23 protein-coding genes and 1 pseudogene are annotated in these 22,258 nt (G+C 56.0%); 11 read left to right on the top strand and 13 right to left on the bottom strand.

Going from position 1 to position 22,258, the window contains the following annotated elements; genetic code table 11:
• Nucleotides 1–4: 4 nt before the first annotated feature.
• Both ACR0BT_RS02310 and ACR0BT_RS02305 read left to right on the top strand, forming a co-directional pair.
• Nucleotides 5–1,891 (top strand): AMP-dependent synthetase/ligase, encoded by a 1,887-nt coding sequence (locus tag ACR0BT_RS02310; RefSeq protein WP_480762456.1) that lies wholly within the window; start codon nt 5–7, stop codon nt 1,889–1,891.
• A gap of 30 nt (nt 1,892–1,921) precedes the next feature.
• The gene (locus ACR0BT_RS02305) at nt 1,922–3,082 is read left to right on the top strand and encodes an ABC transporter substrate-binding protein (protein ID WP_170393109.1); all 1,161 of its coding nucleotides are present in this window, start codon (nt 1,922–1,924) and stop codon (nt 3,080–3,082) included.
• Nucleotides 3,083–3,142: 60 nt separating this feature from the next.
• Here ACR0BT_RS02305 and rpsI read toward each other — a convergent pair whose 3' ends face one another.
• The gene (gene rpsI, locus ACR0BT_RS02300) at nt 3,143–3,628 is read right to left on the bottom strand and encodes a 30S ribosomal protein S9 (protein WP_010440030.1); all 486 of its coding nucleotides are present in this window, start codon (nt 3,626–3,628) and stop codon (nt 3,143–3,145) included.
• A 6-nt stretch (nt 3,629–3,634) separates the two neighbouring features.
• Complete coding sequence (rplM, locus tag ACR0BT_RS02295) at nt 3,635–4,093, bottom strand: 50S ribosomal protein L13 (RefSeq protein WP_039536983.1); 459 nt, start codon at nt 4,091–4,093, stop codon at nt 3,635–3,637.
• A gap of 239 nt (nt 4,094–4,332) precedes the next feature.
• On the opposite strand from rplM, the gene ACR0BT_RS02290 reads away from it, so the two are divergent.
• On the top strand, nt 4,333–4,698 hold the full coding sequence (locus ACR0BT_RS02290) for a nuclear transport factor 2 family protein (protein WP_480762455.1): 366 nt from the start codon (nt 4,333–4,335) through the stop codon (nt 4,696–4,698).
• Between the two features lie 3 nt (nt 4,699–4,701).
• On the opposite strand, the gene ACR0BT_RS02285 is transcribed toward ACR0BT_RS02290, so the two are convergent.
• On the bottom strand, nt 4,702–6,105 hold the full coding sequence (locus tag ACR0BT_RS02285) for an aminotransferase-like domain-containing protein (protein ID WP_480762454.1): 1,404 nt from the start codon (nt 6,103–6,105) through the stop codon (nt 4,702–4,704).
• 99 nt (nt 6,106–6,204) lie between these two features.
• Between ACR0BT_RS02285 and ACR0BT_RS02280 the strand changes: the two genes are divergently transcribed.
• Nucleotides 6,205–6,432, top strand: coding sequence for a YjiS-like domain-containing protein (locus ACR0BT_RS02280; protein ID WP_170393113.1), 228 nt, complete (start codon nt 6,205–6,207; stop codon nt 6,430–6,432).
• Between the two features lie 59 nt (nt 6,433–6,491).
• On the opposite strand, the gene ACR0BT_RS02275 is transcribed toward ACR0BT_RS02280, so the two are convergent.
• A complete protein-coding gene (locus ACR0BT_RS02275; protein WP_170625924.1) occupies nt 6,492–6,935 on the bottom strand; it encodes a PaaI family thioesterase in 444 nt (147 codons plus the stop codon).
• Nucleotides 6,936–6,984: 49 nt separating this feature from the next.
• On the opposite strand from ACR0BT_RS02275, the pseudogene ACR0BT_RS02270 reads away from it, so the two are divergent.
• The 4 genes and pseudogenes from ACR0BT_RS02270 to gluQRS all read left to right on the top strand — a co-directional run.
• Nucleotides 6,985–7,779 (top strand): annotated as a pseudogene (locus ACR0BT_RS02270) (enoyl-CoA hydratase); the annotation flags it as partial.
• A gap of 251 nt (nt 7,780–8,030) precedes the next feature.
• On the top strand, nt 8,031–9,371 hold the full coding sequence (trmFO, locus tag ACR0BT_RS02265; protein WP_170405674.1) for a methylenetetrahydrofolate--tRNA-(uracil(54)-C(5))-methyltransferase (FADH(2)-oxidizing) TrmFO: 1,341 nt from the start codon (nt 8,031–8,033) through the stop codon (nt 9,369–9,371).
• A 38-nt stretch (nt 9,372–9,409) separates the two neighbouring features.
• On the top strand, nt 9,410–10,024 hold the full coding sequence (locus ACR0BT_RS02260) for a class I SAM-dependent methyltransferase (RefSeq protein WP_170595665.1): 615 nt from the start codon (nt 9,410–9,412) through the stop codon (nt 10,022–10,024).
• The gene (gluQRS, locus tag ACR0BT_RS02255; RefSeq protein WP_480762452.1) at nt 10,021–10,866 is read left to right on the top strand and encodes a tRNA glutamyl-Q(34) synthetase GluQRS; all 846 of its coding nucleotides are present in this window, start codon (nt 10,021–10,023) and stop codon (nt 10,864–10,866) included. Before ACR0BT_RS02260 ends, gluQRS begins: the two co-directional genes overlap by 4 nt.
• Before the next feature lie 23 nt (nt 10,867–10,889).
• On the opposite strand, the gene hisI is transcribed toward gluQRS, so the two are convergent.
• Nucleotides 10,890–11,279 carry a phosphoribosyl-AMP cyclohydrolase gene (hisI, locus tag ACR0BT_RS02250; RefSeq protein WP_170625928.1) on the bottom strand — a complete coding sequence of 130 codons (390 nt, stop codon included), beginning with the start codon at nt 11,277–11,279 and terminating at the stop codon, nt 10,890–10,892.
• Between the two features lie 48 nt (nt 11,280–11,327).
• Between hisI and ACR0BT_RS02245 the strand changes: the two genes are divergently transcribed.
• Together ACR0BT_RS02245 and ACR0BT_RS02240 are read left to right on the top strand one after the other, a co-directional pair.
• Nucleotides 11,328–11,780 carry an iron-sulfur cluster assembly scaffold protein gene (locus tag ACR0BT_RS02245; RefSeq protein ID WP_480762451.1) on the top strand — a complete coding sequence of 151 codons (453 nt, stop codon included), beginning with the start codon at nt 11,328–11,330 and terminating at the stop codon, nt 11,778–11,780.
• 54 nt (nt 11,781–11,834) lie between these two features.
• Nucleotides 11,835–12,473 carry a MarC family protein gene (locus ACR0BT_RS02240; RefSeq protein WP_170393121.1) on the top strand — a complete coding sequence of 213 codons (639 nt, stop codon included), beginning with the start codon at nt 11,835–11,837 and terminating at the stop codon, nt 12,471–12,473.
• Between the two features lie 185 nt (nt 12,474–12,658).
• Here ACR0BT_RS02240 and ACR0BT_RS02235 read toward each other — a convergent pair whose 3' ends face one another.
• The 5 genes from ACR0BT_RS02235 to sciP form a co-directional block, all read right to left on the bottom strand.
• On the bottom strand, nt 12,659–12,781 hold the full coding sequence (locus ACR0BT_RS02235; RefSeq protein WP_255612104.1) for a hypothetical protein: 123 nt from the start codon (nt 12,779–12,781) through the stop codon (nt 12,659–12,661).
• A 110-nt stretch (nt 12,782–12,891) separates the two neighbouring features.
• Nucleotides 12,892–14,982 carry an ATP-dependent DNA helicase RecG gene (gene recG, locus ACR0BT_RS02230; protein ID WP_480762449.1) on the bottom strand — a complete coding sequence of 697 codons (2,091 nt, stop codon included), beginning with the start codon at nt 14,980–14,982 and terminating at the stop codon, nt 12,892–12,894.
• Nucleotides 14,979–17,231, bottom strand: a complete 2,253-nt coding sequence (gene ligA, locus ACR0BT_RS02225) for an NAD-dependent DNA ligase LigA (protein ID WP_480762448.1) — start codon at nt 17,229–17,231, stop codon at nt 14,979–14,981. The genes recG and ligA overlap by 4 nt, the downstream gene beginning before the upstream one ends.
• A 125-nt stretch (nt 17,232–17,356) precedes the next feature.
• Entirely contained in the window at nt 17,357–18,073 is a 717-nt protein-coding gene (ctrA, locus tag ACR0BT_RS02220; protein WP_170393124.1) for a response regulator transcription factor CtrA, read from the bottom strand.
• An 84-nt stretch (nt 18,074–18,157) separates the two neighbouring features.
• Entirely contained in the window at nt 18,158–18,451 is a 294-nt protein-coding gene (sciP, locus tag ACR0BT_RS02215) for a CtrA inhibitor SciP (protein ID WP_170393125.1), read from the bottom strand.
• Nucleotides 18,452–18,581: 130 nt separating this feature from the next.
• Here sciP and mnmA point away from each other — a divergent pair, with 130 nt between their 5' ends.
• Nucleotides 18,582–19,727 (top strand): tRNA 2-thiouridine(34) synthase MnmA, encoded by a 1,146-nt coding sequence (gene mnmA, locus ACR0BT_RS02210; protein WP_170646018.1) that lies wholly within the window; start codon nt 18,582–18,584, stop codon nt 19,725–19,727.
• Here mnmA and ACR0BT_RS02205 read toward each other — a convergent pair.
• From ACR0BT_RS02205 to ACR0BT_RS02195, 3 genes are read right to left on the bottom strand one after another with little or no spacing between them, the layout of a single operon-like run.
• Entirely contained in the window at nt 19,724–20,305 is a 582-nt protein-coding gene (locus tag ACR0BT_RS02205) for a cadmium resistance transporter (protein ID WP_480762446.1), read from the bottom strand. The genes mnmA and ACR0BT_RS02205 overlap by 4 nt on opposite strands.
• Nucleotides 20,305–21,462 (bottom strand): lipid-A-disaccharide synthase, encoded by a 1,158-nt coding sequence (gene lpxB, locus ACR0BT_RS02200; RefSeq protein WP_480762444.1) that lies wholly within the window; start codon nt 21,460–21,462, stop codon nt 20,305–20,307. Before lpxB ends, ACR0BT_RS02205 begins: the two co-directional genes overlap by 1 nt.
• Nucleotides 21,462–22,256 (bottom strand): LpxI family protein, encoded by a 795-nt coding sequence (locus tag ACR0BT_RS02195; RefSeq protein ID WP_480561525.1) that lies wholly within the window; start codon nt 22,254–22,256, stop codon nt 21,462–21,464. Before ACR0BT_RS02195 ends, lpxB begins: the two co-directional genes overlap by 1 nt.
• Between the last annotated feature and the right edge of the window lie 2 nt (nt 22,257–22,258).

Genomic DNA, 22,258 nt, shown 5'->3' with positions numbered 1-22,258 from the left:
CTGGATGGACGCAAGCCCCCTGCCCCCTCAGACCAGAATCAACGGTGTGCAGTTCAACGCTACGCCAGGTCAGAGACCCCTGCGAGTCGATGGCTGTGTCACGATATGCGAGCTATTCCAGAAACGCTGTGCCGAACTGGGACAGCGTACGGCGCATCGCGAGAAGGACTTCGGCATCTGGAAATCCTACTCATGGGCCGACTACTGGCAACACGCCAAATGGATCGGGCTGGCCCTGCGCAAGCTGGGTCTGCAACGTGGCGAGGTTGTCTCGATCCTGTCCGAAGACCGCAAGGAATGGGCGTGGTTCGACATGGGCATCCAGTGTGTCGGAGGGATTGCTTCGGGCGTCTACACCACAGATTCGGCCAGCCAGTTAAAATACCTGATCAATGACAGTGGCAGCCGGTTTCTGATCGTTGAAGATGAAGAGCAGTTGGACAAGTTCCTCGAAGTCGAGGCGGATCTGTCCGATCTGCTCAAGGTCATTATCCTTGAGGATGAAGGCCTGCACGACCTGGATCATCCGCGTTGCATGATGATCGAGGACTTGTATGCTCTGGGGCAGCAGGCTGAGGTCGATGAACCCGGCGCATTCGAAGCAGAAATCGCTGAAACCACGTCACAAGACACCGCCCTGCTCATATATACGTCAGGTACCACCGGTAATCCCAAAGGCGCCATGCTGAGCCATGAGAACATCATGGCCGCGATAGAGGCAGGGGCGCATTCCCTGCCCTCCCAATCAACCGACGAACAGCTATGCTTTCTGCCGCTCTGTCATATCCTCGAACGCGACGTGTCGATCTACTACCCGCTTGCGATGAAGACTACTGTGAATTTCGCTGAAAGCCCCGAGACAGTGTTCTCCAACCTGCAAGAGGTCTCTCCCGCCACCTTCACTGCCGTCCCGCGCGTGTGGGAGAAGATCTACTCTCAGGTCATGTTCATGGCGAAGGAAGCAACGCCCACAGGACGCTTCGCCTTTGCACAGGCGCTCAAGTCTGGAATGGCGCGCGCCGAATTTATCCTTGCAGGCAAACCTGTTCCAGCACCGATCGCTATGCAGTTCTGGCTTTGGGATCGGCTTGTTCTGCGCAACCTGCGCCGGATGCTGGGCTTAGATCGTCTCCGCCGAGGCGGCTCTGGTGCAGCGCCGATCTCTCCCGATTTGCTCAGGTGGTATTGGGCAATTGGCGTGCCCATTGTCGAGGGCTTCGGTATGACTGAAACCGCCGGCATAGCAGCGCTGAACACGCTTGAGGCCAACAAGATCGGCACCATTGGGAAACCTGTTCCTGGCAACGACCTGCGCATCTCGGATGACGGAGAAATTCAGGTCAAAGGCCTCAACGTCTTTCAGGGCTACTGGCGCAACAATGCCAAAACAGCCGAAAGCTTCACCTGCGACGGCTGGCTGCGCACTGGGGATATGGGGCATATCGACGAGGAAGGTTTTGTCACCATCACAGGGCGCCTCAAGGACATCATCATCACTGCGGGCGGTAAGAACGTCACGCCCGCAGAGATCGAGAGCGGGTTGAAGTTCAGCCAGTATATCTCGGACGCGGTGATCATCGGGGATCGGCGCAAGTATCTAACGGCGCTAATCATGATCGATCAGGAAAATGTCGAGAAATTCGCACAAGAGCGCAAGATCCCCTTTTCGAACTTTTCTTCCCTTTGTGCTGCTTCCGAAGTGACGGAGCTGATCGGCGAGGAAATCGCAGCGGTTAATAAGGACTTTGCGCGGGTCGAACAGATCAAGGATTTCCGGCTGATCGACGTGTTGCTCACTGCCGAAGATGAGGAGCTGACTGCGACGATGAAACTCAAACGTGGTCTGGTGGAAAAGAAACACGCACATCTCATTGAAGATATGTACAATTAGTTAAGGGGCGACCCAACAGGGAGGAGAAGTATGAAACACTTATTTAAGGGCCTTGCCGCAGCGACGGCATTGACTGCATCCGCCACGATCAGCTGGGCGCAAACACAAGGCGTGACAGATGACGAGATCGTCATTGGCTCAGTCAACGACCTCAGCGGCATCTTCGCTGCCGTGGGCGTTCCGGCCACCAAAGGCGCAAATGTGGTCTTTGATCGCGTCAACGCCGAGGGTGGCGTGCATGGCCGCAAGATCCGCTTTGTCGTCGAGGATAACGGCTATCAGATGCCACGCGCGATGCAGGGCTATAACAAGCTGCTGAACCGCGACAAGGTTTTCGCGATGTTGCAGTCGCTGGGTACGCCGATGAATGTTGCTGGGTTCAAGCTGCTGGACCCGAAAGGTATTCCCAACGTCGCCCCTCTGACCGCCGCGCGGCAAATGCTGCAAGAGCCGATGAAGAACAAGTTCACCTCGTTCTCGACCTATTACGATCAAGCTCGGATTGGGGTGAAGTATCTGAACGGTGAATTTGGATCGCAAACCGTTTGCACCATGTACCTGCCTACTGATTTCGGTGAGGAAATTCTGGAAGGCAGCAAAGCGGGAGCCGAAGAGGCTGGCATCACTTTCGGCGCTGAGACCACCCACAAACCGGACGAGACGGATTTCGTGGGGTCCTTGAGCAAGCTTAAAGAAGAAGGTTGTGACATCGTCACGATGGCGCTCGGCGTGCGTCAGGCAATCACTGTTGTTGGAACGGCCAAGAAAATGGGCCTGACCGACATGAAGTTTCTCGGCACCTCGGCCAGCTTCCTAACCGTGGTCGCACAGGTGCCCGGTGGTGTGACCGACGGTTTCTATGCGGCGGCCTCGTGGCTGGATCTCTGGGCGCGCGCCGAAGAGCCCGCCCCGGCAGCATTTATTGCTGAATACAAAGAGGCTACGGGCGAAGACCCGGTCGGATTTTCAATGCTGGGCTATTCAGCGGCCGAGATGATGGTCAAAGCACTTGAAGCTGCAGGTCCTGATCTGACGCATGATAGCTTCATTGCCGCGATGGAATCTCTGGATTACATGGATGAGTTGGTCGGCAACCAGATCACATATGGGCCCGATGACCATCAGGGTGCTGACTCTGTATTTGTCAGCGTCGTCGAAAATGGTGCGTGGAAACTGGTTTACGAAGAATAAACCGACCAAGGAAAAAGGGCTCGCAGTTGCGAGCCCTTTCCAATTCGGTATCCGTAGCGATTAACGCTTCGAGAACTGGAACGAACGACGCGCTTTGCGCTTACCGTATTTCTTACGTTCCACAACGCGGCTGTCGCGGGTCAGGAAGCCTGCGGCTTTCAGAGCGCCACGCAGGTTGGGATCGTACAGTTGCAGCGCTTTCGAGATGCCGTGCTTGACCGCACCGGCCTGACCGGTCAGGCCACCACCTTTGACGGTTGCAACAACGTCGAACTCACCTTCCACACCAGCAACCTGGAACGGCTGGCGCAGGATCAGCTGGAGAACCGGACGAGCAAAATACTTGTCCTGGTCTTTGCCGTTCACGGTGACCTTGCCGGAACCCGGCTTGATCCAAACGCGGGCAACAGCGTCTTTACGCTTTCCGGTGGCGTAGGAACGACCCAGCTCGTCACGTACGGGCTCACGTACGATGACTTCTTCGGCCACGGTTTCAACGCCTGCGACGGCGCTCAGCTCTTCGAGAGTATTGATCTGATCAGCCATCGGTCATTAGCTCCGGGTGTTTTTCTTGTTCATGGACTTAACGTCTAGAACTTCGGGCGCTTGCGCCTCATGAGGATGCTCGGCACCAGCATAAACGCGCAGGTTGGTCATCTGCTGACGCGCCAGACGGTTGCCCGGCAGCATGCGCTTGACCGCTTGGGTCACGACGCGCTCGGGGTGTGCACCCTCAAGGATCTGCTGCTTGGTGCGCGACTTGATGCCGCCCGGGTGGCCAGTGTGCCAGTAGAAGTTCTCTTCGCGCTTCTTGCCAGTCATCTGGATTTTGTCAGCGTTGATTACGATGACATTGTCGCCCATGTCCATGTTGGGTGTGAACGACGCTTTGTGCTTGCCACGCAGGCGCATGGCGACGATCGAGGCAAGACGGCCCAGAACAACGCCCTCGGCGTCGATCAGGATCCATTTCTTGTCGATGTCTGCAGGTGTTGCAGAAAAGGTTTTCATGGCAGGATAGTCCTGTTTGATGTGAAAGACCGCCCCTTGGCGGAGCGGCCCGAATTCGATGGAGGGGGTTTAGACCTACTAGTTATGCAGGTCAATACAGGCAAAGTATAATATATCTATCAATAACAATAACTTATAAAATAGGTATTATTTTACCCCAAAATTTCTTCGGCATATCCAATTTTGCGTAGCTTAGTTAAGCTAGACTCAACCAAGATCATCCAATGTCGGAGGTGGCTATGCAAGAATTGGAACAGGTTATCGCTGCCTATGGTGCGGCATGGCAGTCGACCGATCCCGAAAGGCGACTGAGCCTTCTTGAGCAGTGTTTTGCACAAACTGGTCGTTACGTCGATCCAACTGCAGAAGTTTCCGGCAGAGATCAACTCAATGCCCATATCGGAGCGGTTCTGAGTGATACAAAGGGCCGAGTTGAGCTGACCAGTGAGCCGAATTCACACCATGATGTGGTCCACTTCACCTGGCAAATGGTTGCTCCCGATGGGTCCATTATGGTTACCGGGCATGATTTCATTCGTCTCGATGCCGATGGCAAGATTGCACATTTGGCGGGCTTTTTTGGCGACCCTGCCCCATTGCAATAGGTACTAGACGCTTATTTGCTCGGGTGGGTTGTCCAGCAATGCGCGCAGACGCAGCATGGCGTCTTCGAACTTCTCAAGCGAGACATGCCCATTCACCGCTATACGAACGGCATTTGGCGCGCGACCATCCCGCAGCGCGAATTCATCGGCCGATCGCAACTGAATACCTTCCCGCTCGGCCGCCCGGCTGAACGCAGCAGACCGCCAACCGGAAGGCAGATGAAGCCAGACGAAGGGAATCTCAGAATCCCAGTTTAGATCGAAGCCACCCAGGGAGTTTACCGCCACACGTACATATTCGCCCATCTTGGTACGGACGTTTTTTGCAAGTTGCCTCGCCTCTGGATGTCCCAACAGCAACCGCGTCAACTCAGCCAAAGGCTGGGCGAGCCCGAAATACCCGTATTCTGCAGAACGCCGCAGATCGACGCTCTGCTCTTTCGGTGCAATGGCGAAGCCGACCCGCAACGCTGGTGTAAGGGTTTTCGAAATTGACGAAACATGCCATCCCCGTTCGGGTGCCAAAGCACGATAGCTGGGCGCGCGGGCCTCGCCCATGCGATAGCAATCGTCTTCGATGATCTGTAATTCATGCTTTCGCGCAATCTCGACAACTTCTTTGCGCCGTTCCAACGGCGAATGCCCGCCCGTTGGGTTCTGCACTTCGGGTGAGACGCAGATCGCCTGTGCCTTCGTTTGCCTGAGGATGTGGTCCAGCGCATCGGGGCTTATGCCCCATTTGTCCATTTTAACCCCGACAACCTCGGCGCGCATCAACTCACCTGCCCGTCTGAACCCGGCATAAGACAGGTCCTCAACCAACACGATGGGTTTCGGATCTTTCAGAACGGTCTGGAACACGACGCAAATGCCACTTTGCCCACCGTGTGTCAGTACAATGTCATCTGCATTCAATGAGCCCAGAGGAAGATCTGACAACCAGTCGGCCACAACCTGACGCACGGGTAGGTAGGCATCTCGGGTCGGATAGTTCATAAACATCCGCGGATCGCCTTTTGCAACCTTTTCAAGGCATTCGCGGATTAATGTCACCTGCCCCACATCTGGCAAGCGTGGACTGAACAGACTGACATTGGATTCATATTTGTCGTCCCTCAGATGTAACTGCCGCGACCAGACATCGTCCAGAATGGGCGATCTCGGCGGGGCTACAAATGTACCACGTCCGACCTCGGCTTGTAGCAAACCTTCATCGGTCAGGATCGTATAGGCGCGCGCGACAGTGCCCGGTGTGATCTTTAATCGATACGCCAGTTCCCGCACCGGAGGCAGTTTCTTTCCAACCTCCAGCGTTTTGTTTTCTATCGCTTTTCGGATCGTGTCAGCGACCAGAGTATATTTTGGACCTTTGGACTTCGGTAACGCCTCTGGCCAAATTGTATTCATTACAATTCTTCCTTTGATTTCGACACAATGCTGAATGTATCAAAGCAGTGTACCGAACATTTTTACTTTGTGTCAATACAATTTGAAAGGATACCCAAGATGACACGCGCAATGCACAACCCCGCCCTCTTGCTGCTGAACGACAGCCCCCGGCTGCCGCTGATCGCCGCGCTGGCCGTGCGGTTTGCGGCGTCGGTCACACAATGGGAACAACGCCGCCGCAGCCGGGTAAACTTAGGTAAGCTGGATGACAGGCTGCTCCGCGATGTCGGGCTGACCCGCCATCGGGCAGATGCAGAAGTCAGCCGCTATTTCTGGATGAAATAGACTATCCCCAGTCCCATCTAAGGGACCTCTTCCTGGCCGGGGTTTATCCCCGGCCTTTTTTACCCAAAGGCAGCAGCGGCTGAGCCTTCTGGAGGAAGCGAATAGGTCATGCTGGCCCGCGCGACGGGTTTGTCAGAGCCTTCCGAGTAAATCAGCACATCCCCGACAGCCAGTGTTCGACCTAATTTCAACAACTTACACTCAGCAATCAGGTCCGCCCCGCCTTCCGGCTTGCGCAAGAAATCCAGAGAACTGTTGGTCGTGACAGCCAGAGATTGCCGACCTTTCCGCGCCAAAACCATTGCATATACACTGACATCGGCCAGCCCGAACATGGATGGACCAGATACTGTGCCTCCGGGGCGCAGGTGACGGTCTTCGACCCTCAGGCGCATGGTGATGTTGGCTTCTGTCAGACCCTCGACAACAAAGTCGTTATGAACCTGTGGAAACACCTGCGCCAGGTATTCCGTCAATTCTTGTTTATTCAGTGCTAATGACATGCTTCCCCTCGTCGCTCTGCCCGCCTAGAGTTGGCCTGAACGCCAGCGGGAGGGCAAGATGGCAATTCTGGAACGTCACGACACAGGTGCGATTGCACGGCTTCGAATGAACGCGCCTGAGCGGTTGAACGCCCTCAGCGATGAAATGCTGGCGGCCCTGCAGGCAGAGTTCAATGCGCTGCGCGAAGACAAGTCGATTCGTGTTGTTGTTCTTTCCGGTGCGGGGAAAGCCTTTTGCGCGGGGCACGATCTGAAACAGATGACCCAGGGGCGGCAGGCACCCGATGGTGGGCTTTCCTATTTTCAGGATCTGTTCGACCGATGTGCTAAGATGATGATGTCCATTCAGTCCCTGCCCCAACCCGTGATCGCCCAAGCGCACGGGATCGCCACTGCCGCAGGGTGTCAGCTTGTAGCAACCTGTGACCTGGCAATCGCGGCCGAGGGTACACGGTTCGGCGTAAATGGTGTCAATATCGGCTTGTTCTGCTCCACTCCGATGGTGGCTCTCAGCCGGAATATACCGCGGAAACAGGCGTTTGAAATGCTCACGACCGGTGATTTTATCACCGCCGAACGCGCGGCTGAGCTGGGTCTGATCAATCGAACGGTTCCCGAGAACTTGTTGGAAGATGAAACCAATGCGTTGGCCGAGAAGTTGGCAGGCAAGCTCAGCAGTGCGGTGAAAATCGGTAAAACCGCTTTTTATCAACAGATTACAATGCGGACTGATCAGGCATACGATTATACCGCCGAGGTAATGGCACAGAATATGATGGACCGGAATACTGAGGAAGGAATTAGTGCCTTTATCGAAAAGCGCCCGCCTGATTGGCACCAGTAACGCAATTATTTAATACATTTTTGCCGACTGTTCGCATTTTTTCACTTTTCAAAAGGGCGACACTGTGGCAAAGCTGGGTCAAGGCCAAGGCCTGACCATACTTTTGGGTCGCCGTGGGCGGAAGGTCCCTCCAAGCTGGTTTCTCTCACCGGCGTCGACATTCCCGCAGCGGCGACCCCAAGAATTCCCCTCAGAACTAAAGCGATTACTGCGCATTGCGCATGGCGCTGCTCTGCCCTATTTGGCAGCACATGACAGAGACATTGCATATCGTGGGCGGCGGCATGGCCGGGTCCGAGGCCGCCTGGCAGGCAGCGGAAATGGGCGTGGATGTTGTGATCCACGAAATGCGTCCTAATGTGGGCACGTTTGCACACCAGACCGGCAATCTGGCCGAGATGGTGTGTTCGAACTCATTCCGATCGGATGATGATGAACAGAACGCAGTCGGCTTGCTGCATTGGGAAATGCGCGCGGCAAACGGGTTGATCATGACGACCGCAGATAGCCATCGCCTGCCTGCGGGTGGCGCGCTTGCGGTTGACCGTGATCCTTTTGCCGAAGCCGTCACTGCCAAGCTGAAGGCCCATCCACGGGTCTCGGTCTCAGCGGAAGAAGTAACCAGTCTACCCCAAGACGGAAAGTGGATCTTTGCAACCGGGCCGTTGACCTCGCCCGCATTGGGGGAAGCCATTCGCGCAGAAACTGGTGCCGAGGCGCTGGCCTTTTTCGACGCGATCGCCCCCATCGTCTATGCAGACAGCATTGATATGAGCAAAGCCTGGATGCAGTCACGCTACGATAAGGGCGAGACTGAGGAAGAGCGTACCGCCTACCTCAACTGTCCGATGGATCGTGATCAGCACGAAGCCTTCATTGATGCGCTGCTGGCTGCAGATAAGACCGAATTCCACGAGGGAGAGACCGCTGGTTATTTCGACGGCTGTCTGCCGATCGAGGTTATGGCCGAGCGCGGTCGTGAAACTTTACGCCATGGCCCGATGAAACCTGTTGGCCTGACAAATCCGCATCAACCGGACGTAAAACCTTATGCCGTCGTCCAATTGCGGCGCGACAATGCCTTGGGCACGTTGTTCAACATCGTCGGTTTCCAAACCAAGATGAAATACGGTGCGCAAACCGAGGTATTTCGTATGATACCGGGTTTGGAGAATGCCAGCTTTGCGCGATTGGGTGGCATTCACCGCAACACTTTCATCAACTCTCCGACTTTGCTGGACGCGCAGATGCGGCTCAAGTCTAGGCCAAATATTCGTTTTGCGGGGCAAATCACGGGGGTGGAAGGGTATGTGGAAAGCGCAGCGATGGGCCTTTTGGCAGGCCGTTTGGCCGCTGCCGAAATACTAGGCCGATCACTTCCCGACGTACCGCAAGACAGTGCGATGGGCGCATTGATCCACCACATCACGGGCGGCGCCGAAGCCAAGACCTTCCAGCCGATGAACGTGAATTTCGGTCTGTTTCGTCCGGTCGACGGCCTGAAGGGGGGGCGCCGAGGCCGTAAGGACCGCTACAAGGCCTATACCGATCGCGCAAAAGAAGTCTGGAGCGATTGGGTAAAGCAGTGTTGACTGGACGTCGCCCCCAGCCTGCGCCTAACATGTAAGGTATGAGCGATAAGTTTCTGAAAGACACATACAATCTGAATTCTGCCCAGGAAACGCACGATCACTACCAGAAATGGGCGGCCTCATACGATGATGAGGTCGGTGAGCACGGATATGTCACCCCGGACCGTGTTGCGGCAGCATTGAAATCCTTTGTCTCAGATGCTGATGTGCCGGTGCTGGACTACGGATGCGGTACCGGGTTGTCGGGTTTAGCACTTCGCAAGGCGGGTTTTCGTGTCATCGATGGGATGGATCCAACACCAAAGATGCTGGAAGGTGCCGCTGCCAAGGGGGTTTATCGCAACTTGATAAACTTCGAAGTTACTGATCCCAACCCCATTGAGGCCGAAGCTTACTCAGCCATAACATGCATTGGCGTCATCGGCGTTGGTGCAGCGCCGCCTGAAACCTTTGATCTACTTATGAACGCGCTGCCACGTGGCGGATATCTGGCGTTTTCTTTCAACGATCACACTTTGGCTGACCGCACTTACACCGGGCGGCTGAACGATTGGCTGGACATGGGGCACGCAAGGCTGTTATTCCGCGAATATGGTCCACACCTACCTGGTATGGACATGAAATCTGACGTTTATGTTGTTGAAAAAACGTGACATTCACAACGCGTTTTGCACCATCTCCAACAGGTCCGCTGCATCTGGGGCATGCCTATTCCGCGCTTCTTGCGTTTGATCAGGCACGGGCTGCGGGTGGATCATTTCTTTTGCGGATCGAAGATATTGATCAATCGCGATCCAGGTCCCGTTGGGAAACCCAGATCTACGACGACCTGCACTGGCTTGGAATGCGCTGGCCGCACCCGGTGATGCGCCAGTCGGACAGGCTGCCGCGATACAGCGAGGCATTGGAAATTCTGAAAAACATGGGCCTTGCCTACCCTTGCAGCTGCAATCGTGCCGACATCGAATCTGCGGCCGGTGCTCCGCAGGAAGGTGTACCCCAGTTCGGACCTGACGGGCGCATCTATCCAGGCACGTGCCGCGAACGCCCTTTGTCGGATGCTTCAGCTGGGGATGTTCTGCGCCTGAACATGCACAAGGCTATTAAGGCATCCGAACTTCGTGGATTTTGTGAAACTGGTGCGAAGTATTCGGGAACGCATGCGCTTGATGCGCACAACCTTCTGAACGCGGTTGGCGATATCATTCTCGTTCGGCGCAATATGGGCAGTTCGTATCACCTGTCCGTCGTGGTTGATGATGCGGATCAGAACATCTCCCATGTGGTCCGAGGCGAGGATTTGTTCGATGCCACGCAGATACATGTCCTTTTACAAGGGCTGCTTGGGTTGCCGACACCTGTTTATCATCATCACCGTCTGATCCGGGACAACAATGGCAAACGCCTCGCGAAACGTGACGACGCACGCGCCATCTCGCTTTATCGCGAACAAGGAGCATCTCCTGCTGAAATCAGAAAGATGGTGGGCATTTGACCTGACCACCATCAGAGGCCCCACTATTCCATCGGCTTCATGAGCTCGACTTCGGTCCCACCGCGGACGGCCGTGTAGAAACAACTTCGCCGATTGGTGTGACAGGCTGGCCCCGTTTGGTTCACCACGACCAGCAGGCAATCCCTGTCGCAATCGACGCGAAGATCCACCAGGGCCTGCAAGTGGCCTGAGCTTTCGCCCTTGATCCAGAACGCCTGTCGTGACCGCGACCAATACGTAACCCGTCCGGTTTCCAACGTGTGCTCGATGGATTGGGCATTCATCCAGGCCATCATCAGAACCTCACCCGTCGCTTCGTCCTGTGCGATCGCGGGGATCAAACCCGCCTCGTTGAATTTCAGTGTCGACGGATCGAACAAGACTGCGTCAGCCATCGCAAAAACCTTTTGCATCCCAGAATCCCGCCATTATGTATGGGGAATGGACAACGAGGGAAAGCCATGAGCGGCGAAACCGATCTGATCAAGCTCTATTCCGGACGCATCTTGGCGCTAGCTGCGGATATTCCGCATCTGGATCGCTTGGATAATCCCGATGCGACGGTGAAGAAACGGGCCCCTTTGTGTGGATCGACTGTAACTGTTGACGTCAAGCTTGAAGACGGGCGGATCGCGGACTTTGGGCAGGACGTAAAAGCCTGTGCGCTGGGTCAGGCCTCGGCCTCTGTCGTGGGCAGTTCCGTGATCGGAGCGACGCGGGCGCAGGTCGAAACTGCACGTGATCAGCTTTCCGCAATGCTGAAGAAAGACGGCCCTGCCCCCGAGGCGCCCTTTAACGGGCTCGAAGTTCTGATGCCCGCGCGGGACTACAAGAACCGCCACGCGTCAATCCTGCTGGCGCTTGACGCGACCGCCGAGGCGATGGAGCAGGCCGAACAGGCCAACTGCGCCTGATTGGCTTTTCCATACAAAGCCGTATAGGGTGCCCCCAATGATTGGGGGGCTAACGTGAACAATTTGCTGGAACATTTTGTGACGCTCTGGGTCGTGATCGACCCGATCGGCACCATCCCCGTCTTTATCGCTGTCACTGCTGGGATCGCGACGGGTGCGCGTCGTAAAACTGCTTTACTGGCCGCGTTGGTCAGCGCAGGCATTCTGCTGTTCTTTCTGATCTTTGGGCAACTTGTGATCGAGGCTTTGGATATCGGCCTTAACTCGTTTCAGGTTGCAGGCGGAATTATTCTGTTTCTCTTCGCTCTGACCATGATCTTTGGCGAAAGCAAACAGGTGATCGAGCAGCGCCAGGCCGAAGAAGACCTGGACGACAAAATGCACAAGACCAATCCGGCCATTTTCCCTTTGGCCGTCCCTTCGCTTGCGTCACCGGGCGCGATGCTGGCGATAGTGGTTCTAACGGACAACAACCGATACAGCGTCGCCGATCAGAGCATCACTGCACTGGTTATGTTGGTCGTTATTGCCATAGCGTTTGTGCTGATGCTGCTGGCCGAGCCGATCATCCGGTTGATCGGGCATTCCGGCGCGGCGATCATCAGCCGCGTGATGGGGATGATCCTTGCATCCGTCGCCGTAAATTCAGTTCTATCCGCCACGATCGAAATCATCAAAACCGGACAGCTGTAAAAAGAACCGCCGCACCTTCCGGGCGGAAAGGGCGGCGGCAAGTCATGCGTTTCTCATGTAGGGTCCGGATCACCGCACGGGGCCGAGGCAGGCCCCTTCAAGGGAAATGGGACAGGCAGGTCACCCTTGACTATGACGGGGAGACAAGCGCGGTGTGATCGGCACGAGATCGCAGGCAGAAAGGCTCAGAACCCGGTTGGCAGGTGAAGGGCAACCACCAGCATCACAACCAGTGAAACCGCGCCCGCTGCATCCTGCAAAATCGTGGATTGTGAACGGGTAAAGGCAGTTTTGATCTGGCTCAGCATGGTCTCACCTCCGGTCAGGTTTAATCCTTTGTTGACCTTTTGTTCTCATATTTTAACGAGTCGGTAAAGAACTTTTTGAGAACATTTGTGAACTTAGTGGGATTTTCGGTCTAACCCACTGATATCAAACGGATCGCCTGATCCTGCTTCATAAGCCACAGAAGAACACGCGCAGCCTGCCCCCGATCCGAGGTCAATTTGGGGTCTGCGGACAGCAAAGCGCGCGCATCTGATTGCGCCACCGCCATCAGCCCAGCTTGCCTTTCAAGATCAGCTATCCGGAACTTTGGCAGGCCAGATTGTGCGGTTCCGATCAAGTCACCCGCACCGCGCATCTGCAGATCGGTCTCGGCAATGCGGAAGCCGTCTTCAGTTTCTCGGAGTACCTCCAGCCGTTTGCGACCACCCTCGCTAAGCGGTGTCTGATACATCAACAAACAGGTTGAGGCATCTTCACCACGTCCAACTCGGCCCCTAAGCTGATGCAACTGCGCCAGACCAAAAATCTCTGCCCGCTCAATCACCATGATCGTGGCGTTCGGCACGTTCACCCCAACCTCGATCACCGTAGTAGCGACAAGGACTTTGGTCTTACCACTCTGAAACGCCGCCATTGCCGCGTCTTTATCGGCGGGCGGCATTTGGCCGTGTACCAGGCCCACCACATCGTCCCCCAAGATCGCGCGCAACCTTTTGAAACGCTCCTCAGCCGCAGTCAGGTCCGAGACCTCGGATTCATCGACTAATGGGCACACCCAATAGCATTGTTTGCCTGCATCAATCGCACCGCGCAGATGGGCCACAACTTCGTCCATGCGTTGCGTGCTGACGACTGCGGTCTTGATCGGTTTACGACCCGGCGGCTTTTCATCCAGCACCGAGACGTCCATATCGCCGTACTGCGCAAGCGCCAAACTGCGCGGGATGGGCGTAGCGGTCATCACCAGCACATCAGCGCGTTGGCCCTTTTCGGACAGCTCCATGCGTTGGCGGACGCCAAAACGGTGCTGCTCATCAACGATGGCCAGCCTTAGGGCTTTGAATTCAACATCGTCCTGAAACACCGCGTGGGTACCGACCAATATCTGAATATCTCCCTGCTTCAGCGCGGCCAGCTTCGCTCGACGCTCAGCCCCCTTGTCGCGCCCGGTCAGGATTTCCAGTACAACTCCGGCTTCTTCTGCCAATGGACGCAGCCCTTCAAGATGCTGCCGGGCAAGGATTTCGGTAGGGGCCATCATTACCCCCTGCCCGCCAGCTTCAACGGCTATGAGCAGCGAAACAAATGCTACTAGAGTTTTTCCTGCCCCCACATCGCCCTGAAGCAACCGGTTCATCCGGGTCTCAGCGGCCATATCTGCCGAGATTTCCTCGATCGCGCGTGTCTGCGCTCCGGTTGGTCGATATGGAAGGCTTGCAAGCACCTTGGATTGCAAAGCACCGGTGCCGAGACTGACGATCCCCCGCGCTTTGCGCTCACGCTGTCGTGCCAGGGCCAGCGTCAGTTGATGTGCGAGCAGCTCATCGTAAGCCAGACGTTCCCGCGCGGGCGAAAAAGGTGCTACGTCGTCCGCCCCCTGCGGGTGATGCGCCGCGTGAATAGCAGTTGCCCAATCAGGCCAATTCTGTTGTGCCGCCTGAGCGGGGTCGGCCCATTCGGCCAATGCAGGTACTCGCGCCAACGCGCTTTGAGCAGCTTTATAGGCAGTTTTTTGCGTTACACCCTGCGTCAGATGATAAACCGGCTCAAACTCGGGCAATTCGCCTGCATTTTCAGGCGCGACCATATGATCGGGGTGTACCATCTGAGCCATGCCATCGAACAGCTCAAGCTTTCCCGATACCACCCGGCGTGCGCCCTCCGGCAACAGCTTCTTCAGATAGTCCCCTCGGGCATGAAAAAACACCAGTTGGAAATCCGCCTGACTGTCTTCAACATGAATGCGATATGCGCCCCCTTTGTTCCGCGGTGGTCGATGCGCGCCGATCGTCACCTCAACAGTCAGAGTCGTCGGAAGGTCGGCGCCCTGAATCGTATCGCGTCGCCGCCGGTCAATCACCGCATAGGGTAGCGAAAACAATACATCGCGCGGTGAATCGATCCCCAATTGGCCCAGAAGCTGCGCGGTCTTCGGCCCCACACCATCTAGTGTTTCAAGACCCGCAAACAGCGGAAAGAGCTGTTCAGGCCTGCCGCTCATAGATCGCCAATCAGTTGAAGCCAGCTATCTTCATCCAAGGTTTCGATGCCCAGATCAGCCGCTTTTTTCGCCTTGGACCCTGCGCCCGGGCCCGCCACGAGCAAATCAGTTTTCTGGCTGACTGAGCCGGACACTTTGGCTCCCAACGCTTCGGCGCGGGCCTTGGCCTCGGCGCGTGTCATCTTTTCAAGCGTTCCCGTAAACACGACGGTTTTTCCTGCGACCGGACTGTCTGACGCAGGAGCCTCTGGTGGAACAACCGTCAGATGTTTACGCAGATCATCAAATGCTTGGCGTTCCTCCGAATTGGCAAACGCATCAGATAGTGACAACCCGAGCGTGGCGCCGATTCCATCGATACCAATCAGATCAGCCCAGGCGCTGGCGGCATCTGTCGAAACATCCATTCGCACGAAAGCCGCGTCCCGAACTTCTTTAACTTTCGCACGCCTCGCTTCTGCAGTAGCCGCGATCCTCTCGGCGTCTTCCGCTTCATCGGCTGCACGCTGCGCAAGCGCGGCAGGCCGGGCCGTATCAATGGAGGCCGCCATTACATCCCATTCCCGATAAAACAACGCTAAATCTCGTGCACCAACTTCGCCCACATGACGAATCCCCAGAGCGAACAACAGACGGGCAAACGGTATGGTTCGCTTGTCATCGATCGCTGCAAACAGGTTGCTGGCCGATGTCTCGCCCCAGCCGTCGCGGTTTTTCAATCGGGCCAGGTTTTCGGCGTCGCGATCTTTCAATGTAAATATATCAGCGGGTGTGTTTATTGGCAGAAGAGGATCGCCATAAAACATCTCGATTTGTTTTGCGCCAAGCCCTTCGATATCGAACGCCTTGCGCGATACGAAATGTTTGAGTTTTTCAACCGCCTGAGCGGGACATATCAGCCCCCCTGTGCAGCGGCGGACCGCATCCCCCTCTTCCCGGATCGCGTCGCTGTCACATTCCGGGCATTTCGTCGGGAAAGCGAAGGGCCGCGCATCATCGGGTCGTTTCGACAGATCAACATCCGAGATTTTCGGGATCACATCCCCGGCCCGATAGACCTGAACCCAATCTCCAACGCGAATATCCTTGCCCTCACGAATGACCCCGCCTTTGGCGTCCCGCCCTGCAATATAATCTTCATTGTGTAGGGTCGCGTTCGAAACAACTACCCCGCCAACGGTTACCGGATGCAGGCGCGCTACCGGGCTAAGCGCGCCCGTACGACCCACCTGAATGTCGATGGCTTCAAGCCGCGTCCAAGCCAGTTCGGCAGGAAATTTGTGCGCAATCGCCCAGCGGGGCGTGGTAGATCGGAAACCCAGCCGGGCCTGCAGACTCAGATCATCGACCTTGTATACGACCCCATCAATGTCATAGCCCAAGGTCGCGCGCTGAGCTTCAATCTGACGGTAATGTTCCAACATCTCATTAGTCGTTGAGCAACGCCTTGTCAGCGCATTGACCTGGAACCCCAAGGTTTTGAGGCGATCAATTGCGTCCATCTGAGTCTCAGCTAGCGGTACAGACAACTCACCCCAGGCGTAGGCAAAGAATTTCAGCGGGCGAGATCGTGTTATTTCGGAATCCAGTTGACGGAGCGAACCAGCCGCAGCGTTGCGCGGATTTGCAAAGGTCTTTCCACCTGTTTCGACCTGACGTGCGTTCAAAGCCTCGAAATCATGGTGAGACATGTAGACCTCGCCGCGAACCTCAAGAACGTCTGGTGCACCCTCAATTCGGTGTGGAATATCGGAAAGCGTACGCGCATTTGCGGTAACGTTTTCACCGGTCTCACCATCACCACGTGTTGCAGCCTGCATCAGTTCACCCTGCTCATACCGCAGGGATAATGACAGGCCGTCGATTTTGGGCTCAGCTGTATAGGCGAGCGGTGCCTCATCTCCCAGTCCTAGATATTTGCGGATCGAGCGGTCAAAATCGGCAACATCCGTGTCATCAAACGCATTGCCCAGTGACATCATACGCACGGCGTGGGTCACTTTTGCAAACCCATCTGAAACGCGTGCGCCCACTTGTTCAGTAGGGCTGTCGGAGCGTTTCAGTTCGGGGAAACGCGCCTCGATCTCGGCATTGCGACGCTTGAGAGCATCATAGTCGGCATCCGAAATTTCTGGAGCATCTTCAGTGTGATAAAGCTGGTTTGCCCGCAGCAATTCCTTGGCGAGCCGGGCCAATTCTTCCCGTGCTTCATCTTCTGTCAGATCTGCGATTGCTGTGGTATCGCTCATGGCCCCGCCCTGTCACATCGTCTTGAAAACCAGTGATAGGACGAGGCCATGGTCAGGTCCAGTGTTGTGCTGACACGCGAGTGGATTTACCGCCCCGGACCATTGACGGTAGCAATCAGATCAGATTAAGCGCCCACGGCCATGCGGGTTTCACCCATGTTGTTGGCTTGCGGATCACGCAGGACATATCCACGGCCCCAGACCGTCTCGATATAATTCTCACCGCCGGTCGCATTGCTGAGTTTCTTGCGTAACTTGCAGATGAAGACGTCGATAATCTTGAGCTCGGGCTCATCCATGCCGCCGTAGAGATGGTTCAGGAACATTTCTTTGGTCAGTGTTGTTCCTTTCCGCAGGCTCAGAAGTTCCAGCATCTGATATTCCTTGCCTGTCAGGTGTACGGTTTTTCCGTTCACCTCTACGGTTTTGGCATCCAGATTTACGGCGACCTGCCCGGTGTGAATCACGGATTGAGAATGCCCCTTAGAGCGGCGGATAATCGCATGAATGCGCGCCACCAGCTCTTCGCGATGGAAAGGTTTGGTCAGATAATCGTCTGCTCCAAATCCAAATCCCTTGATCTTGCTTTCGGTGTCATCAGCGCCCGACAGAATCAGGATCGGTGTCTCTACCCGTGCTATGCGCAGTTGGCGCAACACTTCATGGCCGTTCATATCCGGCAGGTTCAAGTCCAACAGGATGAGGTCGTAATCATATAGCTTGGCCAGATCGATGCCTTCTTCGCCAAGGTCCGTCGCATACACGTTGAGATTGGCGTGTGTCAGCATCAGTTCGATGCTTTTGGACGTGGTTGGATCATCCTCGACAAGAAGTATGCGCATGTTCACTGCTCCAATTTAGGTCAAATTCTTCAACTGATTTGAGCCTGAATAAAAATGGTTAATCTGACGTTACCGTTGAATCATTTATTCACTTTCACCTTTAAGTTGTCGATATTTTTTTAAGGCCGTCACCTTCAACGCATCGATCCCGTGCTCAGCAACTGCTGAGACCCACGAGTTGAACTCTTCATCGCTGATGCCATAGCGCTTTTTGGCTTCGGACAACGAAATCAACCCATAAAGTACACCACGCACGACGATCACCTTGCGCGACGCCACCCAGCGCCGCGTATCCGCAGGAGGCAAATCGGCGCGTGTCAGCACGCTCCCGTCCGGTAGGGTGACCGACCTTGGACCTTCCACTTTGTGCAAATACATCTCTCATACCTTCTGCTGCTGCGACAAAGCTGCACCCAGCCTACTTAAAAGGGCGTGAAACCGCCCCTTGAGAGTGTCTAGAATTTTCTTATATTCTGCCGGTCTTTCTTAACCCGGACAGGAACCGCCTATGGCCCTCGATACCGAGACCCCGCTGAACTCGCTTGGCTTTGCCAAACCACCCTCGGAAACGCGGGTTGTCGTGGCCATGTCCGGCGGTGTGGACAGCTCTGTTGTGGCGGCCCATCTCGCTGATCAAGGCTATGATGTCGTAGGTGTTACTTTGCAGCTTTACGATCACGGTGCGGCGTTGGCCAAGAAAGGCGCGTGCTGTGCGGGGATCGACATCCACGATGCGCGTCGCGTGGCGGAAGAACGCGGGTTCCCTCACTACGTCTTGGACTATGAAAATATCTTCAAGGACGCCGTAATCGACGAATTCGCCGACAGCTATCTTGCCGGCGCGACTCCGGTGCCCTGCATCCGTTGCAATGAACGGGTGAAGTTCAAGGACTTGCTTGAGACCGCCAAGGACCTTGAGGCCGACTGCATGGCCACGGGCCACTATATTCAGCGCAAGATGGGCCCCAACGGCGCCGAGCTTCATAGCGCTGAGGATGCAAATCGCGATCAGTCCTATTTCCTATTTTCGACCACACCGGAACAGTTGGATTTCCTGCGTTTCCCGCTTGGCCACCTGCCCTCCAAAGACGCCACGCGCGAGATGGCGGCACAATATGGGCTGGCCGTTGCGGACAAGCCGGATAGTCAGGACATCTGTTTTGTGCCCAACGGAAACTATGCCAGCGTGATCGAAAAACTGCGCCCCGGAGCCGCAGAACCCGGTGAGATCGTACACGCCGATGGCCGCGTTCTGGCGCAGCATAACGGGGTGATTCACTATACGATCGGTCAGCGTCGTGGGCTCGGTATCGGTGGTCTCAGCGAACCTTTGTATGTGGTCAAGCTGGATGTGGACAAGAAACAGGTTGTTGTCGGCCCCAAAGAGATGTTGGCCACAAGAACCGTTCCCGTGCGCGAGATCAATTGGCTGGGAGACGAACCGTTCACGTCAAAGAACGAATGGCATGTTTCGGTCAAAGTCCGCTCGACCCGCCCCCCGCGTGAGGCGATTATTCGCCCCCTTTCGGACACAACAGCCGAGGTTGAATTGCTGACGCCCGAGGAAGGTATCTCTCCGGGTCAGGCTTGTGTGTTCTACGAAACCGATGGCAGCCGTATCTTCGGCGGCGGCTGGATCTGGCGCGGTTACTAAATCGCGTCAGTCCACGAGTTGCTGAGGATATAGATCCCGGCACAAATCATCACGTAAGGCACCAGTTTTTCAAGCCGTCGCGCGAAACCGCCAGTCATGATCGGGGATTGTGCGCCCCAAAGCCCCAGCATGGTCAGCGTCAGCGCTGCGGCCACCGCGCCGGTGACACCCGCAATCCGATAGCTGGGGGCTGAGTCGGCCAATAGCGGCGCAAGCACAGCGAACGTGTCCATCGACAGACTTATGAACAGCAGCATGGTGACGAATGTTGAGGCACTCGTGGATATTTGGGGGGCCTCGTCGGTTTCTGATCCGCGGAACTGACGGATAACTCCGATCAGCCCGAGGCCAAGTGGTATCACGCCCAGATATCCAGCCCAATGTGGCACCACATCATCGACACCCAAGGCCAACAATAAGGCGGCCGCGATGATTAACATCTGCGCCAGCAGGAAGCCCGCAACGGTCCGGCGCGGACCAGACACCATCATCAACGCTACAAGAGCTGCAAGGTTGTCGAGATTGGTCAAAACCTGCGCCATGAAGGCCGAAGCAGCAAAGATCACATGATCCAGCATCACGATTTCATTCTGTCCAAAACGGACCTTGCCGCACGCAAACCCGGTGCTTCGCCACCGCGACCAAGACGCTCCATCGTCGTCGCCATGGCTTGATGTTGGGCGTCGGGGGTGGCGGCCACCTGTTCCAACGCCGAAGCGATCTTGTCCGGTTGGCATTCATCCAGCAAACATTCGGGTACTGCGTGTGTCTCCGAGACCAGATTGACCAGTGTGACGGTGTCCAGCTTAACCATTCGTTTTGCGATCAGCGTGGTCAGCCAGTTGAGGTTATAGGCGATCACCATCGGTGTTGCCTGCGCGGCCAGTTCCAATGAGACCGTGCCGGATGCAGCCAATGCAAGATCAGCTGCGGCAAACGCTGCCCGTTTCTGCGCTTGCGCGTCGTCCGAAGGCAATTCCCGCGGATCGACAACTATCGGATTCCCCGGCCAGTTCCGAACCTGTTCGGCGACCGCATCAACCATATGTGCAACTGCGGGCACGACCACGCGCATATCGGGACGGTTTTTCAGAAATTCCTGCAAAGCAGCGCCAAAGATCGGAGCCAGCCGTTCGACCTCACCCCGCCGAGAGCCGGGCAAAGCCAGCACGATGGGCGCGTCGCCCAGATCGTGAGCCGCGCGGAATCGCTGGATATCCTGATCGGACGCAATGGGTTCGTTCACAACCGGATGGCCGACAAAGTCACACTCCATCCCTGCCCGCTCCATATAAGGCGGTTCAAAGGGTAACAGCGCAAGGACGTGATCGATTACTTTCGCCATCTTGTCTGCGCGCCCCGGTCTCCAGGCCCAGACGCTGGGGGCAACGTAGTGGACAGTGCGAATCTCGCTGGAGGCCTTTACCAGCTTAGCCACACGCAACGAGAAATCCGGGCTGTCGATAGTGATCAGTACATCAGGCTTCGTGTCTAGAACTGCCTGAGCAGTCTCAGCGATACGGCGTTTTAGGTGAAAGAACTTGGGCAGAACCTCGACCAACCCCATAATGCTGAGTTCAGACATGGGAAATCGGCTGGTCAGCCCCTGCGCCTGCATTAGCGGCCCGCCAACCCCATCAAAGTGCACCTCTGGCAAAAGGGTACGCAGACCTTCCATCAACGCGGCTCCTAAACGGTCGCCCGAAGGTTCACCGGCGACCAGAAAAACGCGCATCAGACCGTGCGCTCGCGGACATAAAGAAACAGACCAAGGCGATTGCATTCTTCAATCACGCGATCGCGTTGCAAAACGATGACGCCGCCCTTTTCAATGACAATGCCAGACAAGCCCGCAGCGACGGCTGCTGACACGGTGTCGGGTCCGATGGCAGGCATATCTGCGCGCCGGTCCTGATCCGGCTTTGGACCTTTGTACAGAATGCCACCGCCCGCGTCGGGGCGCTGTGTCAAGGATTGCAGCATCCATGCGGTGCCATAGATGCCCTCGATCGCCAACGCTTGGGATTTCAGTACTACGCAAGCCTGACCGATATCCGCCGCCCCCATGTTGCGCAGGATTCCTGCCGCTCGATCTGCGTCGGCGTGATCCGCTTCAGAAGGCTGGGCTTCGGTCAATGAGCCAAGCGGCGGCAGCAAATCCGGCGCGATCTCATGCGCCGCACGGACCGTCAAACCGGCATCCTCAAATATACCAATGACCGCGCGCAATGCGCCGTCGTCACCGGCCATTATGGCCTTTTGCAGGATCGGCACCAGCGGCATCGTCGCCGCATCAATGCGAGCTGGATTGACAGTCGGACGACGCACTGCCCCTGCCATGCAAATCTCGGTCACGCCGCGGGCTTTGAGATCGGCGACGAAGCTACCCAGTTGCTCCAATGGAAAAACCAAGTCGGTGGTCAGTGTATCGGGCTCAAACCCTTCCAGAGCGCAGATCAGCGGGCGGTTTGGCAGACAATTGACCACCTCGTCTGGTAAAGCGCCAGTTCCTGCGATCAATGCCAGCATTG

This window comes from Ruegeria sp. CJ6, assembly GCF_056536665.1.
Note: the sequence above shows the minus strand (reverse complement) of the source record. Positions and strands in the feature narration are given on the sequence as shown.

Excerpts from the sequence above, each read along its gene's own strand:
- ACR0BT_RS02285 (WP_480762454.1), bottom strand. The coding sequence starts at position 6,105 with ATGAATACAATTTGGCCAGAGGCGTTACCGAAGTCCAAAGGTCCAAAA.
- sciP (WP_170393125.1), bottom strand. The coding sequence starts at position 18,451 with ATGTATTTGCACAAAGTGGAAGGTCCAAGGTCGGTCACCCTACCGGAC.
- ligA (WP_480762448.1), bottom strand. The coding sequence starts at position 17,231 with ATGAGCGATACCACAGCAATCGCAGATCTGACAGAAGATGAAGCACGG.
- ACR0BT_RS02195 (WP_480561525.1), bottom strand. The coding sequence starts at position 22,256 with ATGCTGGCATTGATCGCAGGAACTGGCGCTTTACCAGACGAGGTGGTC.
- ACR0BT_RS02235 (WP_255612104.1), bottom strand. The coding sequence starts at position 12,781 with ATGCTGAGCCAGATCAAAACTGCCTTTACCCGTTCACAATCCACGATT.
- mnmA (WP_170646018.1), top strand. The coding sequence starts at position 18,582 with ATGGCCCTCGATACCGAGACCCCGCTGAACTCGCTTGGCTTTGCCAAA.
- rpsI (WP_010440030.1), bottom strand. The coding sequence starts at position 3,628 with ATGGCTGATCAGATCAATACTCTCGAAGAGCTGAGCGCCGTCGCAGGC.
- lpxB (WP_480762444.1), bottom strand. The coding sequence starts at position 21,462 with ATGCGCGTTTTTCTGGTCGCCGGTGAACCTTCGGGCGACCGTTTAGGA.
- recG (WP_480762449.1), bottom strand. The coding sequence starts at position 14,982 with ATGAGCGGCAGGCCTGAACAGCTCTTTCCGCTGTTTGCGGGTCTTGAA.
- ACR0BT_RS02275 (WP_170625924.1), bottom strand. The coding sequence starts at position 6,935 with ATGTCATTAGCACTGAATAAACAAGAATTGACGGAATACCTGGCGCAG.
- rplM (WP_039536983.1), bottom strand. The coding sequence starts at position 4,093 with ATGAAAACCTTTTCTGCAACACCTGCAGACATCGACAAGAAATGGATC.
- ACR0BT_RS02245 (WP_480762451.1), top strand. The coding sequence starts at position 11,328 with ATGAGCGGCGAAACCGATCTGATCAAGCTCTATTCCGGACGCATCTTG.
- ACR0BT_RS02310 (WP_480762456.1), top strand. The coding sequence starts at position 5 with ATGGACGCAAGCCCCCTGCCCCCTCAGACCAGAATCAACGGTGTGCAG.
- ACR0BT_RS02280 (WP_170393113.1), top strand. The coding sequence starts at position 6,205 with ATGACACGCGCAATGCACAACCCCGCCCTCTTGCTGCTGAACGACAGC.
- ACR0BT_RS02260 (WP_170595665.1), top strand. The coding sequence starts at position 9,410 with ATGAGCGATAAGTTTCTGAAAGACACATACAATCTGAATTCTGCCCAG.
- trmFO (WP_170405674.1), top strand. The coding sequence starts at position 8,031 with ATGACAGAGACATTGCATATCGTGGGCGGCGGCATGGCCGGGTCCGAG.
- ACR0BT_RS02205 (WP_480762446.1), bottom strand. The coding sequence starts at position 20,305 with ATGCTGGATCATGTGATCTTTGCTGCTTCGGCCTTCATGGCGCAGGTT.
- ACR0BT_RS02305 (WP_170393109.1), top strand. The coding sequence starts at position 1,922 with ATGAAACACTTATTTAAGGGCCTTGCCGCAGCGACGGCATTGACTGCA.
- ctrA (WP_170393124.1), bottom strand. The coding sequence starts at position 18,073 with ATGCGCATACTTCTTGTCGAGGATGATCCAACCACGTCCAAAAGCATC.
- ACR0BT_RS02290 (WP_480762455.1), top strand. The coding sequence starts at position 4,333 with ATGCAAGAATTGGAACAGGTTATCGCTGCCTATGGTGCGGCATGGCAG.
- hisI (WP_170625928.1), bottom strand. The coding sequence starts at position 11,279 with ATGCAAAAGGTTTTTGCGATGGCTGACGCAGTCTTGTTCGATCCGTCG.